14 protein-coding genes are annotated in these 16,891 nt (G+C 61.6%); 10 read left to right on the top strand and 4 right to left on the bottom strand.

Annotated elements, in window-relative coordinates; all coding sequences use genetic code 11:
• Positions 1 to 6: 6 nt before the first annotated feature.
• The 3 genes from tpiA to eno are packed head-to-tail and all read left to right on the top strand — an operon-like array spanning position 7 to position 3,638.
• Positions 7 to 762 carry a triose-phosphate isomerase gene (gene tpiA, locus PTZ19_RS15850; protein WP_276356049.1) on the top strand — a complete coding sequence of 252 codons (756 nt, stop codon included), beginning with the start codon at positions 7 to 9 and terminating at the stop codon, positions 760 to 762.
• Position 763: 1 nt separating this feature from the next.
• The gene (gpmI, locus tag PTZ19_RS15855) at positions 764 to 2,299 is read left to right on the top strand and encodes a 2,3-bisphosphoglycerate-independent phosphoglycerate mutase (RefSeq protein WP_276356050.1); all 1,536 of its coding nucleotides are present in this window, start codon (positions 764 to 766) and stop codon (positions 2,297 to 2,299) included.
• 46 nt (positions 2,300 to 2,345) lie between these two features.
• Positions 2,346 to 3,638, top strand: coding sequence for a phosphopyruvate hydratase (gene eno, locus PTZ19_RS15860; protein WP_276356051.1), 1,293 nt, complete (start codon positions 2,346 to 2,348; stop codon positions 3,636 to 3,638).
• A 95-nt stretch (positions 3,639 to 3,733) separates the two neighbouring features.
• On the opposite strand, the gene PTZ19_RS15865 is transcribed toward eno, so the two are convergent.
• On the bottom strand, positions 3,734 to 4,210 hold the full coding sequence (locus tag PTZ19_RS15865; protein ID WP_276356052.1) for an SRPBCC family protein: 477 nt from the start codon (positions 4,208 to 4,210) through the stop codon (positions 3,734 to 3,736).
• Positions 4,211 to 4,745: 535 nt separating this feature from the next.
• Here PTZ19_RS15865 and PTZ19_RS15870 point away from each other — a divergent pair.
• Positions 4,746 to 5,159 carry an SRPBCC family protein gene (locus tag PTZ19_RS15870; protein ID WP_276356053.1) on the top strand — a complete coding sequence of 138 codons (414 nt, stop codon included), beginning with the start codon at positions 4,746 to 4,748 and terminating at the stop codon, positions 5,157 to 5,159.
• A 42-nt stretch (positions 5,160 to 5,201) separates the two neighbouring features.
• On the opposite strand, the gene PTZ19_RS15875 is transcribed toward PTZ19_RS15870, so the two are convergent.
• Together PTZ19_RS15875 and PTZ19_RS15880 are read right to left on the bottom strand one after the other, a co-directional pair.
• On the bottom strand, positions 5,202 to 5,606 hold the full coding sequence (locus PTZ19_RS15875; RefSeq protein WP_276356054.1) for a hypothetical protein: 405 nt from the start codon (positions 5,604 to 5,606) through the stop codon (positions 5,202 to 5,204).
• A gap of 16 nt (positions 5,607 to 5,622) precedes the next feature.
• Positions 5,623 to 6,276, bottom strand: coding sequence for a TetR/AcrR family transcriptional regulator (locus PTZ19_RS15880; protein WP_276356055.1), 654 nt, complete (start codon positions 6,274 to 6,276; stop codon positions 5,623 to 5,625).
• Between the two features lie 201 nt (positions 6,277 to 6,477).
• On the opposite strand from PTZ19_RS15880, the gene PTZ19_RS15885 reads away from it, so the two are divergent.
• The gene (locus PTZ19_RS15885) at positions 6,478 to 7,155 is read left to right on the top strand and encodes a response regulator transcription factor (RefSeq protein ID WP_276356160.1); all 678 of its coding nucleotides are present in this window, start codon (positions 6,478 to 6,480) and stop codon (positions 7,153 to 7,155) included.
• Entirely contained in the window at positions 7,155 to 8,435 is a 1,281-nt protein-coding gene (locus PTZ19_RS15890; RefSeq protein WP_276356056.1) for a sensor histidine kinase, read from the top strand. The genes PTZ19_RS15885 and PTZ19_RS15890 overlap by 1 nt, the downstream gene beginning before the upstream one ends.
• On the opposite strand, the gene PTZ19_RS15895 is transcribed toward PTZ19_RS15890, so the two are convergent.
• Positions 8,432 to 9,340, bottom strand: a complete 909-nt coding sequence (locus PTZ19_RS15895) for a GNAT family N-acetyltransferase (protein ID WP_276356057.1) — start codon at positions 9,338 to 9,340, stop codon at positions 8,432 to 8,434. The genes PTZ19_RS15890 and PTZ19_RS15895 overlap by 4 nt on opposite strands.
• Positions 9,341 to 10,877: 1,537 nt before the next feature.
• On the opposite strand from PTZ19_RS15895, the gene PTZ19_RS15900 reads away from it, so the two are divergent.
• Genes PTZ19_RS15900 through PTZ19_RS15915 form a run of 4 tightly spaced genes read left to right on the top strand, consistent with a single transcriptional unit; the run spans position 10,878 to position 16,876 of the window.
• A complete protein-coding gene (locus PTZ19_RS15900; protein WP_276356058.1) occupies positions 10,878 to 12,374 on the top strand; it encodes an ABC transporter substrate-binding protein in 1,497 nt (498 codons plus the stop codon).
• Positions 12,371 to 13,066: an ABC transporter ATP-binding protein gene (locus tag PTZ19_RS15905; RefSeq protein WP_276356059.1), complete on the top strand. Its 696-nt coding sequence runs from the start codon at positions 12,371 to 12,373 to the stop codon at positions 13,064 to 13,066. The genes PTZ19_RS15900 and PTZ19_RS15905 overlap by 4 nt, the downstream gene beginning before the upstream one ends.
• The gene (locus PTZ19_RS15910; protein ID WP_276356060.1) at positions 13,023 to 14,072 is read left to right on the top strand and encodes an efflux RND transporter periplasmic adaptor subunit; all 1,050 of its coding nucleotides are present in this window, start codon (positions 13,023 to 13,025) and stop codon (positions 14,070 to 14,072) included. The genes PTZ19_RS15905 and PTZ19_RS15910 overlap by 44 nt, the downstream gene beginning before the upstream one ends.
• Positions 14,072 to 16,876, top strand: a complete 2,805-nt coding sequence (locus PTZ19_RS15915; RefSeq protein ID WP_276356061.1) for an ABC transporter permease — start codon at positions 14,072 to 14,074, stop codon at positions 16,874 to 16,876. The genes PTZ19_RS15910 and PTZ19_RS15915 overlap by 1 nt, the downstream gene beginning before the upstream one ends.
• The last annotated feature ends 15 nt before the right edge of the window (positions 16,877 to 16,891 follow it).

Raw genomic sequence — 16,891 nt, forward strand, 5'->3', positions numbered from 1 at the left:
GTGACCATGAGCAGAACCCCGATCATCGCGGGCAACTGGAAAATGTTCAAGACGGCTTCCGAAGCGGTCCGGTTCGTGAACGAAGTGAAAGGCAAAGCGGAAGTGGAAGGCGTGCAAAGCGTGATCTGCGCTCCGTTCACCGCGCTGCCGGCGCTCGTGGAAGCCGTGAAGGGCACGTCCCTCAAGGTGGGCGCGCAGAACCTCCATTTCGAGGATAACGGCGCTTTTACGGGTGAAATCAGCGGCATCATGCTGGACGATCTCGGCGTCGATTTCGTCATCATCGGGCACTCCGAGCGTCGGCAATATTTCGCCGAGACCGACGAGACCGTCAGCAAGAAAGTGCATGCGGCGTTCCGCCATCACCTGATCCCGATCGTCTGCGTGGGCGAGAAGCTGGAAGAGCGCGAAGCGGGCCAGACGAAAGACGTCGTCCGCGTGCAGACCGAAGCGGCGTTCCAAGGATTGGCCGCGTCGGAAGCCGCGCAAGTGGTCGTCGCTTACGAACCGATCTGGGCGATCGGCACGGGCAAATCCTCCACGGCGGACGACGCGAACGAAGTCATCGGCTACATCCGCAGCGTAATCCGCGACCTGTTCGACGCTTCGACGGCCGACCAAGTCCGGATCCAGTACGGCGGCAGCGTGAAGCCGAACAACATCCGCGAATACATGCAGCAGCCGGAAATCGACGGCGCGCTCGTCGGAGGCGCCAGCCTGGAGCCGGCATCCTACGTCGCGCTTGTCGAGGGGGCGAAGTAAGATGGCAGCTCCGAAACCGGTCGCACTGATCATCCTCGACGGATTCGGTTTGCGCGAAGAAACGAAAGGCAATGCGGTCGCCCAAGCGAAGAAGCCCAATTTCGACCGTTATTGGGCAACCTACCCCCATACGCGGCTGACGGCTTGCGGCGAGGCGGTCGGGCTGCCGGAGGGCCAAATGGGCAACTCCGAGGTCGGTCACCTGAACATCGGAGCCGGCCGGATCGTGTACCAGGACTTGACCCGGATCACGAAATCGATCCGCGACGAAGATTTTTTCAGCAATGAGACGCTGCTCGGCGCGGTCCGCCATGCGAAGACGAACGGAAAGAAGCTGCATCTGTACGGCTTGCTGTCCGACGGCGGCGTGCACAGCCACATCGCGCACTTGTACGCTCTCCTTGAGCTGGCCAAGCGCGAAGGCCTGCAGGAAGTGTTCGTTCACGCGTTCCTGGACGGCCGCGACGTCGCGCCGGACAGCGCGGTCGGTTACCTGCAGGAGCTTCAGGCCAAAATCGCGGAGCTCGGCGTAGGCAAAATCGCGACGGTGCAAGGCCGTTACTACGCGATGGACCGCGACAAGCGCTGGGAGCGCACGGAGAAGTCCTACCGGGCGATGGTGTACGGCGAAGGCCCGGCTTATACCGATCCGATCCAAGCCGTTAAAGAATCGTACGAGAAGTCGGTCATGGACGAGTTCGTCATGCCGACGGTCATCGTGGACGGTTCCGGCCAACCGGTCGGCTTGGTGGAATCGGAAGACGCGGTCATTTTCTTCAACTTCCGTCCCGACCGGGCGATCCAGCTCTCGAACGTATTCACGAACGAAGATTTCCGCGGATTCGACCGGGGAGACAAATTCCCGAAAAATCTGTACTTCGTCTGCATGACGCTGTTTGCGGAGTCCGTCGGGGGTTATGTCGCCTACAAGCCGAAGGAGCTCGACAACACGTTCGGCGAAGTGCTGGTGCAGCAGCATAAGAAACAGCTCCGCATCGCCGAAACCGAGAAATACCCGCACGTTACGTTCTTCTTCAGCGGCGGGCGCGACATCCAGCTGGAAGGCGAGACGCGGATCCTGATCAACTCGCCGAAAGTCGCCACCTACGACCTGAAGCCGGAAATGAGCGCCTACGAAGTGGCGGAAGCCGCCGTGAAGGAAATCGAGGCGGAGCGCCACGACGCCATCATCCTGAACTTCGCCAACCCGGACATGGTCGGCCACTCCGGCATGCTGGAGCCGACGATCAAGGCGGTCGAAGCGACGGACGAGTGCCTGGGCAAAGTCGTCGACGCGATCCTGGCCAAAGGCGGCGTCGCCGTCATCATCGCCGACCACGGGAACGCCGACATGGTCATCGACGAGCAAGGACGGCCTTTCACGGCGCATACGACGAACCCGGTGCCGTGCATCGTCACGAAGCCAGGCGTCACCCTGCGGGACGGCGGCATCCTGGCCGACGTGTCCCCGACGCTGCTTGCGCTTATGCAACTGGAACAACCGAAGGAAATGACAGGCAAAAGTTTGATACAATAAACGATAGCGCGTTTTTCAAATCCGATCCTAGAAGGAGTGTCGAAGCATGACCATCATTTCCGACGTTTACGCACGCGAAGTGCTCGACTCCCGCGGCAACCCGACCGTGGAAGTCGAAGTGCGCCTGGAGTCCGGAGGCTTCGGACGCGCCATCGTGCCGTCCGGCGCTTCCACCGGCGCTTACGAAGCCGTTGAACTGCGCGACGGCGACAAGTCCCGCTACCTCGGCAAAGGCGTTCAGAACGCGGTCGACAACGTCAACGAGAAAATCGCCCCCGAAGTCATCGGCCTGGATGCCCTCGACCAAGTCGCCATCGACCGCGCGATGATCGCGCTCGACGGCACGCCGAACAAGGGCAACCTGGGCGCGAACGCGATCCTGGCCGTGTCGATGGCCGTAGCCCGCGCCGCGGCGGACGCCCTGCAAATCCCGCTGTACGCTTACCTTGGCGGTTTCAACGCCAAGACGCTGCCGGTTCCGATGATGAACATCGTCAACGGCGGCGCGCACGCCGACAACAACGTCGACGTGCAAGAGTTCATGGTGCTGCCGGTCGGCTTGCCTTCCATCAAGGAAGCTCTCCGCGCAGGCGCCGAAATTTTCCACGCCCTCAAGTCCGTTCTCAAGGGCAAAGGCCTGAACACGGCCGTCGGCGACGAAGGCGGCTTCGCGCCGAACCTCGGCTCCAACGAAGAAGCGCTCTCCACGATCATCGAAGCGATCGAGAAAGCCGGATACAAGCCGGGCGTCGACGTCTTCCTCGGCATGGACGTCGCTTCCACCGAATTCTTCAAGGACGGCAAGTACCACCTCGAAGGCGAAGGCAAATCGTTCACTTCCGCCGAGTTCGTCGACCTGCTCGCGAGCTGGGTGGAGAAGTACCCGATCATTTCGATCGAGGACGGCTGCTCCGAAGACGACTGGGAAGGCTGGAAGCTGCTGACCGAGAGGCTCGGCGGCAAAGTCCAGCTGGTCGGCGACGACCTGTTCGTGACGAACACCGAGCGCCTGGCTTCCGGCATCGAGAAAGGCATCGGCAACTCCATCCTCGTCAAGGTGAACCAAATCGGCACGCTGACCGAGACGTTCGACGCGATCGAGATGGCGAAACGCGCCGGCTACACCGCGGTGATCTCCCACCGTTCCGGCGAGTCCGAGGACAGCACGATCGCCGACATCGCCGTAGCGACGAACGCCGGCCAGATCAAGACGGGCGCGCCGTCCCGCACGGACCGCGTCGCGAAGTACAACCAGCTGCTCCGCATCGAGGACCAACTGGGCAAAACCGCAATTTACGGCGGCAAAACCGCGTTCTACAACCTGCGCGGGCTGAAGTAAGATCGGGATCCAATCGCAAGCCATAACAAAGGCAGAGATCCGTGGGCAACGTCCCGCGAATCTCTGCCTATTTCTATCCCGTTCGACTTAGCCGTTCAGCCGCCGATTCCGCCCGGGTGCCGGTCCGCCACGACTTTCAGCTCGATGCCGTGCTCGAGCAGCGCCTTCATGGCGGCGAGCACGAACGTAAATCCTTCCGTCGAGCCGATGGCTTGCGCGACCAGCGAATCCCCGTTTTCTCCGCTGAATCCGCTGTTCGTGACGCTGACGAATGTCGACTGGTCCGAATGGGGAGTGAAAAGCCACTCGATCGTGGTCATTTCCGAATCCCCCCATTCCAAGAGGATGCGGCGATCGGGTTCCATTTCGAGAACATGCGCGTGCGTAGAAAATCCGTACATTTCCCATTCCCATTCGACCCATTTGCCGGGCTCGAGACGCCCGCTGCTCTTGGTGAACCAGAACCGGGTTGTGAAGGCAGGATCGGCAATCGCCTCGAACGCCTCGCGGGCCGGTTTGCGGATCAGCATCTCCGCTTTAGCGACCGGGGGCTTCGTCAACTGGTATTCCATTAACGTTTCACATCTCCTTGTTCAGGTAGTCGTTTAGCTAGTGAGACACGCGAGTTAGAGCATGACGTGCGCTAGTGCGGCATGATGGCGGCGAAACACGCGAAATAGAGCATGACGCGCGCTAATGCAGCGGAACGGTGGCGGAACCTGCGAAATCGGGCATGACGTGCGCTGTTGCGGCGGATTGGCGGTGGGAACACCCGGAATAGAGCATGACGTGAGCTGTTGCGGAGCGATGGCGGTGTAACACGCGTGATAGAACATGACGTGCGCTAGTGCGGTAGATTAGCGGGGGCACCTTACAAGCTTTACTAGATGATCGACTTCACCATGCGCCCATTTTAGCCATCCAGATATTGACATGTCAAGCTCCGCTAAAAATCCTCTACAAAACGAAAGAGAGACAGGGAGGGATGATGCGCATTTCCAACCGGAAAAACACCTAGAAATTAGAGAAAAAATCATGCATATGTTATAATCAGGAAAAAGAAGCGAACATATGATCCGGTCGAAAAAAGTCGGAGGAGGAGCAGAGATGGAGGCTAGAGTGGTCGGAAAGACAAAGTCCGCCGGATTCCAGTTCGGCATCCGCCGGACGTTCCCGGTATCCCGGGAGGAAGCATGGGCGTTTCTGCTGTCGCCGGAGGGACTGCGTTTGTGGCTGGGCGAGCTGGCAAGCCTGGATCTGCAAATCAAAGGGACTTATGAGACGAAAGAGGGGACAACGGGAGAGATTCGCGTGGCAAAGCTGCACGAGCAGCTGCGTCTCACCTGGCGGAAAGCGGATTGGGACAAGCCGTCTACGTATCAAATCCGCCTGCTGGATGCAGGAGAAGGAAAGACGACCGTGGCTTTCCACCAGGAGCAACTGAGCGGGCCGCACGAGCGGGAGAACGCGAAACGCCGGCTGGAAGCGGCCATGGCCGTCCTGTCCGGGAAATTTTCATAGGTGCTTTATTACAAGAGAAAAGCGCGTTAGCGAGTGGCTTGCTTACGCGCTTTCCTCCATCGCCACCCTTAACGCGAGAAGCGTCAATACGATCGTCACGGGCACGAACAGCGTCCTTTCCAGGGCGGCTTCGCTCGCGAGATTGCCGGCCGTATTAAGCAGGAAGTAGGCGAATACGATCCATGCCCCGACCGCGGCGGTTCGGCGGAATTTGGCGCGCCCCGCGAGTCCCGTTTTCAGGGCGATCAACCCCATGAACAGCAGCGTCGCAGCGATCGCGATTCCTTCCATGACCAGCAGTTCCGTCTCGCTTCCGATCCTCCCGCCCCAGATGAAGTCGCTCGGCATGACGCCCGCCGCGATCAGCACATGCACGACGAGCATGGCGGTCATTGCAATCAGAAGGATCATGCCCGAGACTCGGGCGCTGATGAGTCGTTTCCACATGGGCGCTATCTCTCCTCTATGCGGAAGTCATGGCCGAGAAGAACCGGACATGCTCCCGGATTTGGCGTTCGAGCGGCTCGGTGCTTTCGTTCTCGGCCATCCGCAGGTTGTATTCCAAGATCAAAGTCATCGAAGCGTGCTCGTACTCCATCGCGACCGGCCGGGCATCGAACGGCTTCATTTTCCCCTGCTGCATCATCTTTTCGAAAACCGCCGCCATTACTTCCACGGAACGCTCGAGAATTTCCATTCGGTAAATGCGCCTCGCCGTCGGATGCCGAAACAGCTCGTTGTACAGGATCCGCCATATTTTCCGATGAATCGGAACCCGCATATGGTCCAGGAAATTCGCGATGCCTCGCTCGAGGAACTCCGTCAAACTCATGGAGCGGGCGATGAAATCGAGATGCTCCGTCGGCGGCAGCATTTTGTCTGCTTCCCGGCGGAAGTTGGCGAAGATCGTCTCCAGGATCTCGTCTTTGCTTTTGAAGTGTTTATACAGCGAACTCTCCTTGATGCCCACCTCGCCCGTGATGTCCCGAACGGAAGCCCCGCTGAACCCCCGCTGCGAGAACAGCTCGACGGCCGTCTCCAAAATCTTGATTTTCGTCGCGTTTGCGATGGGCCGCGATTGAAGGTCGAAATACGCGGGCCGCTCATTCGGTTCCATCTTCTTTGGTTCACTCCAGTGGCTAACGATCGTTATCCTTATGATAAGCGAACAGTCGTTAGCCTGCAATGCCCATTTTCGGAAATAGACGAAGCGAGGCGGTCCGTTCCGTTTTTCTAACCCTTCTTTAAGGTTTATCGCCTATAATGGAAATGCCAATGTTGGATGGAAATGGCGGTCGGAAAAGGGGCGGACGAGGACTTGCGCATTTTGGTGGTGGAAGACGACCTCCCGCTGTTGGACGCGGTGACGGCGGTTCTGAAGGAAGAAGCCTACCAGGTCGATTGGGCCGACAACGGATCCGACGGGCTGTACTTGGCGCAGCAGCGCATTCACGATTTGATCGTGCTGGACATCATGCTGCCCGGCATGGACGGCCTGTCCGTGCTCGCGGAGCTGCGGAAGCGGGGGATCGACGCGCCCATCCTGCTGCTGACGGCCCGGGACGGGGTGATGGACCGCGTTCGGGGACTCGACGCCGGGGCGGACGATTACCTCGTGAAGCCGTTCGCGACGCCCGAGCTGCTGGCGCGGATCCGGGTGCTGCTCCGCAGGCGGGCCGGCGGCCAGCCGGATGGAGAGATCGGCTACGGCCGGCTCAGCCTGAAGTGTCCTTCCATGGAAGGGTACGCGAACGGCGAGCCGCTCAAGCTGACGCTTAAAGAGTACGAGCTGCTGGAATTCCTGCTGATCAACCGGGAACAGATTTTGACGAAAGAACAGCTGATAGACCGGGTATGGGGCATCGATTCGGATGCGGGGCCGGGCGTCGTGGACGTGTACGTGCATTATTTGCGCAAAAAGCTGGCTCCGTTCGGATGCGACGAATACATTCATACCGTTCGGGGAGTCGGATACATGATGAAGGTGAGAAGCTGATGTTCAACCGTACGCGCATTCAGCTGACGATCCGCAATGCCGCCGTCCTGTCGGTCATTCTGGTCGCGCTCAACCTGTCCGTCTATTGGGTCATGCAGCAGATGCTGTTTGCCCAAGTGGACCGGTCGCTGACGGGGGCGGAAGCCCAAATCGGGATGCAAAGCTTTTCCGCGAGTGCGGCAACGTCGCCTAAGCAAACGATCATGCTCCGCATGGCGAAGTCGGATCGCCCGGTATATGAGCTGTTTTGGACGCAAGACATGCAGCCCATTCCGGCGCCGGGCAGCGAGGCATTCACGAAGGAACAGCTATCGGGGCCGCTACTGCCGAGCCGTTTCGGCGACTCTCCGAAAACGGTGAAATTGGGCGATCAATATTACCGCGCGCTGAAGGTCGAACCGACGGCGCTGGCGATGACCCGAGGAGACGGGATCACCTACGTCGTCTCCTATCAATTGACGCTGAGCAACGTGACGGCGGAAATCGGCATGCTCGCCCGGCTGCGGAACATTTTGCTGCTGGGAGGCGGGGTCGGGTTGCTCGTCGCCGTGGCCGCGGGATTCTACCTGGCGAATCGGGCGCTGATCCCGATCCGCCTCTCCATGGAGCGCCAGCAGCAGTTCGTGTCCGACGCTTCGCACGAGCTGCGCACGCCGTTGTCGGTCATCCAGGCGCATGCGGAGCTGCTGCTGCGCCACCCGGAACATACGATCGAGCAAGACAGCAAGCACGTATCCACCGTGCTGCAGGAGGCCCGGCGAATGAGCAAGCTGGTCGGCGGGCTGCTGACGTTGGCGAGATCGGACGCGGGCCGGCAAGAGCTCGAGATCAAGCCGGTGATGCTCGACCGCGTGATCCAGGACTGCGTCCACAAGCTGCAAATGCTTGCGGAGGTAAAGAACATCATCGTGCAAGCGGAGACGGAACCGTCCATTCCGATCCAGGCGGATGAGGAGCGGCTGCACCAGCTGCTCACGATCGTGCTCGACAACGCGATCAAGTACACGCCCGAGGGAGGGCTCGTGCGCGTCTTCTGCCGAAAGCTCCCCCACTCCGTGCAGCTGGAAGTGGAAGACACGGGCATCGGGATCGCGCCGGAGCATTTGCCCCGCATTTTCGATCGGTTCTATCGCAGCGACAAAGCCCGTACGCGCCAAGAAGGCGGTACGGGTCTCGGTCTGGCGATCGCCAAGTGGATCGTGGAACGCCACGGCGGCAAAATCCGCGTCGAGAGCAAGCTGTCCGTCGGCACGCAAGTCAAGATCACGTTGCCGGCCTAGGGTCGGTTAATCGCGATCGCCCGCTGTACCGGCAGGGCGTAATAGTCGTTCACGCTGCGTTCCTCGAAGCCGAGCGACTTGTATAAACCGAGAGCCCGGTCATTGCCCGCCGCCACTTCCAGCGCCGGCCGGCCGGGAAGCCCCAGCGCTAGGATGCGTCCGATCGCTTGCGCCAATATCGCCCGGCCATGCCCTTGACCGCGGAAAGCGGGCAGTACGGTGAATCCGTAGATGAAACCGCCGCCGCTCTCCAGGATGGTCAGCTTGCCGATCGGAACCCCCTCCAGCTCGGCGATCCACAGCTGCCGCCCCTCGGATTTCATCGTGGTTTCGACGAAAGCCCGCGCTTCTTCGATGGATTCGCCGAAGCCTTCCGCATCCATCCGGGCGGCCAATTCCAAGTCGGCCTGCAACGCCCGTCTCAGCGCGACGCGGCTTGCCGAAGCCTTCGACGTCGGCTTCTCTCCGCGATGTTCTTCCGCCAACTCCATCCCATATTCCGAGAATCGGTAGTCGGACCCGACGCCTTTGGCGAAAGCTTGCCCCGATTCCGACCCGCGCTGCACGATCAGCAGCAATTCGGGAATGCCCCGCCGCCGGCTTTCTTCCGCCGCCGCCTTCAGCAGTTCCGCGAATACTCCCCGCTTGCGGTAGTCCGGATGGACCATTCCGCTGATTTCCGCTTCTTTCTTGGTGAATACGTACATGCCCAGAAAACCGACGATGCGTCCGTCCGCGACGCAGAGCCAGTCGTTCGTCTCCTCCGGGTCCCGCTCCTCCAGCATGTCTAGATTGAGCTTCAACGTGATGCCGTCCGTCTCGTCGCACAGCCGGGCCAACGCTTTCACTTGCTTCAACTGTTCTTCCGTCAACCGGTTAACCGGCCGTATTTCTCCGCGATTCAAGAGATCAAACCCTCCCTCTTCAGTAAAAAAACGGCCTCGAAGTCCTTCGGAACCGTGGATGCCATGATACTGCCCCTCATTAATACCGCGCGGCAGATCGGTCACGATACGATTTGATTTGCTTCGGCACGAACGATCGCCAGGATTTTTCGCTTGACGGTCAGGCATCCATTGGCGTCAGTTGGGCAGAAAGCGATAGGAACGCGCCGTTCAGTGACGCGGTCTGCTGCTTGGCGGTGCTGGGCCTCGGGCTCGGATGATGTAACGGAACGCGCCGTTCAGTGGTGCCGCGGTCTGCAGCTTGGCGGTGCTGGGCCTCGGGCTCGGATGGTGTAACGGAACGCGCCGTTCAGTGCCGCGATCTGCAGCTTGGTGATGCTAGGCCTCGGGCTCGACTGGTTTAACGGAACGCGCCGTTCCGTGGTGCCGCGGTCTGCAGCTTGGCGGTGCTGGGCCTCGGGCTCGGATGGTTTAACGGAACGCGCCGTTCAGTGGTGCCGCGGTCTGCAGCTTGGCGGTGCTGGGCCTCGGGCTCGGATGGTTTAACGGAACGCGCCGTTCAGTGCCGCGATCTGCAGCTTGGCGATGCTAGGCCTCGGGCTCGACTGGTTTAACGGAACGCGCCGTTCAGTGGTGCCGCGGTCTGCAGCTTGGCGGTGCTGGGCCTCGGGCTCGGATGGTTTAACGGAACGCGCCGTTCAGTGCCGCGATCTGCAGCTTGGCGATGCTAGGCCTCGGGCTCGACTGGTTTAACGGAACGCGCCGTTCAGTGGTGCCGCGGTCTGCAGCTTGGCGGTGCTGGGCCTCGGGCTCGGATGGTGTAACGGACAGCACGGCCGCTATTTCGCGGATTCGGATCCTTTTTTAAACGTAACGGACACGACGGCTCTTATTTGCTGTAAAAACACGAGAGTAGTCGGTATTTTTACCCAAATAAGTGCGGCTGTGTCCGTTAGTAATGAATGAGCGCGATGTTTCGAAAAATAACGTCCCCTGTGTCCGTTAGCCGCCCCACTCTCGTGCATACCCTCCTCATCGAACCTTTCTCGCCGAACCTTCTTCGTGCAAACCCTCCTAGCCGAACCTTTCTCGTCGAACCTTCCTCGTGCAAACCCTCCTCGTGCAAACCCTCCTCGTGCAAACCCTCCTCGTGCAAACCCTTCTCCACAAACCTTCCTCCTCCCACTCGTACACGCTCCTGTCGAACTCTCGCTCCCGTCGAACTCTCACCTCGTTGCCCCCATCAAACCTTTCTCATCAAACCCTCCGCATCAAACCCTTCCTCCTCCCCCCTCGTACACGCTTCTGTCGAACTCTCGCTCCCGTCAAACTCTCGCCCCATCGCCTCCCCCCCCCATCAATCCTACTAAGCGCATCTTTCCCCAAACCCTCCGCATGCGCGAACAGGTCAGCCGTCGTTTTTTTATGCTCCTCTCATCGTTTCTTAAGCTTCCTTTCAGCATTTCTAAGCGTTTTCTAAAAATCGCCCGGCATACTGTCCCTGTTGGATCCTCTGAATGAAAGGTGTGGGTGAACGATGTTAACGAAGAACAAACGGAGATGGAAAACGGGGTGGCTGGCATGTACGCTCTTGGCGGCAATCGCGCTGACCGCTTGCACGTCCTCGGGCGGGAAGGAGAAGGGAGGAATCGGCGGGCTCGACAAGGACCAGGCGGGGACGCTGAAAATCGCCTATTTCGACGAGCAGGCTTTCCTGATGCAGTACGGGAACGCTTTTCAGGCGATGTTCCCGAACTTGACGCTGGAAGTCGTGTCCACGCAGTCGACGTTCGATGCCGAAGATCCCGCAGAGGCGATGGAGAAACTGCTCGAGGAACAGCAGCCCGACGTGCTCTTTGTGACGGAGGAGCAGTACGCGAAGCTGGCGGCTTCGGGCAAGCTGTACGACCTGGAAGCGGCGGTCAAGCAGGACCAGTTCGACCTGTCCGCGTTCGTGCCGGCGGCCATCGACCTGCTCAAGGCGCGCGGTGGCGGGAAGCTGTACGGGCTGAGTCCCAGCTTCAGCAGCCAGGCGCTCTACTATAACAAAGAGATGTTCGACAAATACGGCGTCCCGTACCCGACCGACGGCATGAGCTGGGACGACGTGCTGCGGCTTGCGGCCCGGTTCCCCGTCCAGAAAGACGGCGACAACGCGTGGTCCGGCTTGTTCCCGTCGTCCCAGACGACCGACGCGTTCGACTTGATCCGCCGGATCGGGGAGGCGAAAGGACTGCTGTATGCCGACGCGGATACGGGCAAATTGTCGATCGATACGCCGGAGTGGAAGGCCATTTTCCAAAAAGTGATCGAAGGTTACCAATCGGGAAGCATCTACCTGCCCGGAAGCGACGCCGGCGGCGGCAAAAACCGAGCCATGGTCAGCATGCGCGGGGTCGGCGGCGGCAAGACGTTCAACTTGGGCCCTGATTCGATGAAGTTCATCGGCGGCCAGGCCGCGATGACGATCGACAGTTCGATGCTCATGGATATGCTCGGCGCGCAAGGAACGGGCGCCGGAGGAAAAATGCGAGTATCCGCCCAAGCGTCCGAAGGCGGAGAAGGGCCCAAGGGCGGACCCGCTCCGATCAAGTCGTTCGACTGGGACATGGTCACCGTGCCCGTCGACCCGTCCCAGCCCGACGTCGCGGGCGGATTCAGCCTCGACGGCGTGTTCGCGATCAACGCGTCCGCCCAGAACTTGCCCGGAGCCTGGGAGCTGCTGAAATACGCGAACGGCGAACAGCTGGCCAAATCAAGCGCGAAGTCTGGCCTGACGCTGTCGACCCGATCGGCTTACAAGAGACAAGCGGAAGGCAAAAACGTCGATGCTCTGTACGCCCTCGGAGCGAACGAGCAGGTGTTGCTGCAGGCGCTGCCGGAGGAGTTCGCGAAATCGTTCGCCGAGCTCGCTTCCGATCACGTGAAGCGGGTGGTAGGGGAAACCGAGTCGCTGGACGAGGCGCTGAAGGCGATCCAGAGCGGGGGGCAGGACCTGCTGACGAAAGCCGGGTTGGAGTCGGAGGAAGGATGACGGAAACGGATCGGGAAGAGGCGCTGCTGGACGTGCGGGGCGTGCGCAAGAGCTTCCCGTCCGGCGGCCGGGCCGTGACGGTGCTGGACGGCATCGATCTGCGGATCGAGGCCGGACGGCTCACGATGCTCAAGGGGCGCTCCGGATCGGGCAAGACGACGCTGCTCAATTTACTCGGGGGGCTAGACCGGCCGTCGGAGGGGGAAGTACGGTTCCGCGGCCGTCCGTTCCACCGGTGGACCGACAAGCAGCTGACCCGCGTCAGGCGGCGGGAAATCGGCTTTATTTTCCAATCGTTCGCACTGCTGCCCCTGCTTACCGCATGGGAGAACGTCGAGCTGTCGCTGCGTATGGCGGGGATTCCCCGTGCCGAGTGGAGCGGGCGGGTCGCCCGCTGCCTCGAGCTTGTCGGCCTGACGAAGCGGGCTCTGCATCGTCCTTCCGAGCTGTCCGGAGGGGAACAGCAGCGGGTAGCCATTGCAAAGGCGATTGCCCACCGGCCGCACCTGCTGTTGGCGGACGAACCGACGGCGGAGCTGGACACGCTTATGGCCGCGCGGGTCATGGACGTTTTCCGGACGATCATCGAGGCGGAAGGAATCGCGGTCTGCATGACGACGCACGATTCCGAGTTATGGGAGGCGGCGGATGTTGTTTACGAAATGGTCGACGGCCGGATCGCCGCGGGGTAAGCCCGCGCGGCTGGCGCTGGCGGCGCTGTGTCTGACCTTGGCCTCCGGCTGCGCCTTGCTGCCGCAGGAACAGGAGCCGGAGCAGCTGCCGCAGATCCGGACGCCTAAGATTTCGCAGAAACCCGAATATCCGGTCAAACGGGCCGCGCTGGAGGTCAAGGCCAGCGGGTCGGGGAAGCTGCTGTCGGAGCGGGAGGAGAACCTGTATTTCACGGAGGATAATCGGCGAATCGCCGGCGTCTACGTCAAAGCGGGCGACCAAGTGAAGAAAGGCCAACTGCTGGCCGAGTTGGACACGGACGATACCGAGGGACAGATCCGCCGGAAGGAGATCGAGCTGGAGAAAGCCGGGCTCGACCTGAAGGAAGCAATGCGGCAGGCGGGGGAGGGGCAGGATACGGCGCTGAGAAAGCAGCAGCTGGATTACGAACTGCTCCGGGAAGAGTTGGCCGAACTGCGCCGTTCCCTGGAGGGGACGAAGCTTACCGCGCCGTATGACGGCACGGTTGTCAGCTTCACGGCGGAGAAGGGCGACGTGGCCCAAGCATACGAGAAAATCGGGCAAATCGCCGACATGAAGGCGCTGGTCGTGGCCGTATCCTTCTCTTCGACCGATCTGGAAGACATCGCGCCGGGCATGGAGGCCGTCGTCAGCGTGAACGCGGCCGGCGACTATCGCGGCAAAGTCCGCCGGCTGCCGATCGACTCCGGGGAAGGCGGCGAAGAAAATCCGCTCGATTCGCGCGTCTTGATCGACTTGGAGGAGCAGCCCGAGGGAGCCGGATACGGGACGCCGCTGACCGCCGCCGTCATCGTGGAGCGGCGCGCAGACGCGCTGACGATCCCGCTGGCCGCGCTGCGGAAGCAGAACGACCGCTATTACGTGGTCGTGGCGGGTGCGGACGGCACCAAGGGAGAGGTCGACGTGGAGGTCGGCGCGGTCTCTTCGACGGAGGCGGAAATCATCAGCGGGCTGCAAGAGGGCCAGAAGGTCGTGGGGAAATAATGCGGATCCTCGCGTACCTTCTGCTGAAAATGTGGCAAAACCGCTGGTTCACGCTGGGGACGCTGCTCGGGCTGACGGTGGCGGCGGCTTTCGCGATGAGCATTCCGATGTACGCGGACGGTACGCTGAAGCGTCTCGTGGCCAGCTCGCTCCAGGAGAAAACCAAAGGGCTGCCCCCGGCTTCCCTGTATATCAAGTATCAGCCTTCGGACATGGAAGACGCGGACGTCGAGGGCCTTGCGCAAACGGAGGACTGGATTGGCGGGCAGCTGCCTGGACGCATCGGCTTTCCGGTGATCGCGACCTCCTCCCGGTTCGGTTTGCCGATGTCCGCGATTCGTCCCGCTGACGGCGGCTCCGGCCGGCTCGTCCGGATGGAGCTGGCTTGGCAGAGCGGGATCGCCGAGCGGGCCGAGGTGACGGAAGGGAAGCTGCCCCGCGACGGCTTGCGGGAAGGCGCGGTGGAAGCGATCGTGCTGGACGAGACGATGGAACGTTATAGCTGGAAAATCGGCGACACGTTCACTTATTCCTCGAAAGACCGAGACGGCAAGACGCAGCGCCTGAAGGTCCGGATCGTCGGAGCCTACAAGTTGAAGGACGAGTCCGATTTCAGCTTGGCCGTCGACGGGAAGGAGAGGCTGGCGGAGACGCTTCTGGTGAGCGAACGGACGATGACGGAAGAGCTGCTCGGCCGGAGCGGGCTGGTGCTGGATTCGGCCGGCTGGTTCTACGCCTTCGACCTGCGGGACATCCGCATCCGCGACTTGTCGCCGCTTATCGGCGAGCTGCGCCGGCTGGAAATTACGCTGAGCGGCATGCTGGCGGATACGAAAGTGAATCTGACCTTCGAAGACATGCTGCGCGAATTCCGGCAGACGAGCCTGCTGCTGCAGGCGATGCTGTTCGCGCTGGCGGCGCCGGTACTCGCCATGGTGCTGTATTTCATCACCCTGAACGCCCAGCAGTCGCTGATCCGCCAGCGCGGCGACATCGCGGTGCTGCAGAGCCGGGGCGCAAGCCCGCGGCAGATCGCGGCGCTGTACGCGATCGAAGCTTCGCTGCTCGGGGCGGCGGCGCTGCTGGCCGGGCTCGGCCTGGCTTGGTTCATGGCCAAGACGATCGGCTCGTCCAGCGGCTTCCTCTCCTTCGTCGGCCGCAAGTCGATCCCGGTCGGCTGGACGCCCGCCGCCTGGTGGCTCGGAGGCGCGGCTACTTTGCTCGCCGTCATCGCGACGACGGCGCCGATCCGCGCGTACGCGGGAACTTCCGTCGTGCAACACGCCCGGAAGCGGGCGGGCGCGGACCGGCCGCCGTTGTGGCAGAAGTTCTACCTGGACGCGGGACTATTGGCGTTGGCCGCGGCCGGGTGGTACTTGCAACGCGCCGGCCGCCTCGCCTCGTTGGAAGCCGGAGGCGGCGGAAGCGGGACGGGGGCGGGGACCGGGGCGTTCCAACCGGCGATCTTCGTATTTCCGGCGCTGTTCATTTTCGCCGCCGGCCTGCTCAGCCTTCGGCTGTTCCCGCTGCTGCTGCGGCTGTGGAACCGGCTGACGAAGAACCGCATGCCGGTCGTCGCCTACCTTACGTTAACGCAGCTCTCGCGTTCGGCGGCGGCGTTTTATCCGATCATGATTTTGCTCATTCTGACGATCGGACTCGGCGTGTACGACGCTTCGGCCGCGCGGACGATGGACCGCAACGCTTCGGACCGCGTGATCTACCAATACGGGAGCGACGTGGTGCTGAAGGCCGCATGGGAAGGCGTCCAGGACGGGGAAGACGCCAACAAGACCTACTATTCGGAGCCGCCGTTCGGCGCGTACCGGGACCTGCCCGGCGTCGAAAGCGCCGCGCGGGTGCTGAAAGCCAGCGGAGGCAAAGTCTCGCTCGGCGGCAAGTCTGCCGGAACCGCGCAGCTCGTCGGCATCGACAACGCCGACTTTTACCGAGCCGCCCGATTTCGCGACGATTTATACCCGTATCCGCCATACCGGTACCTGGATGCGCTCGGAACGGCCGAACAGGCGGCTCTCGTCTCCTCCGATTTTGCCTTGCGATACGGCGTTAAAGAAGGCGATCCTTTGCAAGTTACCGTCGGTTACGGCAACGAGGCGGTGGATCTGGTCGTCGTCGGCATCGTGAAGTACTGGCCCAGCCTGTACCCGGAAGAGTCGCCGTTTATCGTGGCGAACCTGGATTATCTCTATCAGCAGATCGAGAAAATTCCGTACGAGGTGTGGCTGCGAATGGAGAACGGGGCCAAGCTGGCGCCTGCGCTGGAGGCGCTGGCCGACCGCGGCATCCCGATCTCGCAGGCGGACGATGCGAGAAGCGAGCTGATCGCGCGGCGCAACCATCCGGCCCAAGGCGGCGTTTTCGGCATTCTGAGCCTCGGATTTCTCATTACGCTGCTCGTTTCGTTTCTCGGCTATTTGATTTTCTGGTTCTTCGCCTTGTCCCGCCGGGTCGTTCAGCTCGGCATCCTGCGGGCGACCGGCCTGACGCGCGGGCAGTTGACCGGCATGCTGCTGCTGGAGCAGTTGTTCACGACCGGCTTGTCCGTCGCGATCGGCATCGGGCTGGGCACGGCCGCCGGCCGCCTGTTCCTGCCGTTCCTTCAGCAAGGGGCGGTGGACGGAGCGCGGCAAGTGCCGCCGTTCCGTGTCGTGTTCGAAGCGGAGGATACGATCAGGCTGTACGCCGCGACAGCCGTCATGCTGGGGGCCGGCGCCTTCCTGCTCGTCTTGCAGCTGCGGCGATTGCGCGTCTCGCAGGCCGTCAAGCTGGGCGAGGAACGGTGAGAGGAGATTCGGCGA

Origin of the sequence: Cohnella caldifontis, from assembly GCF_029360585.1 — a bacterium.
Taxonomy (GTDB): Bacteria; Bacillota; Bacilli; order Paenibacillales; family Paenibacillaceae; genus Cohnella; species Cohnella caldifontis.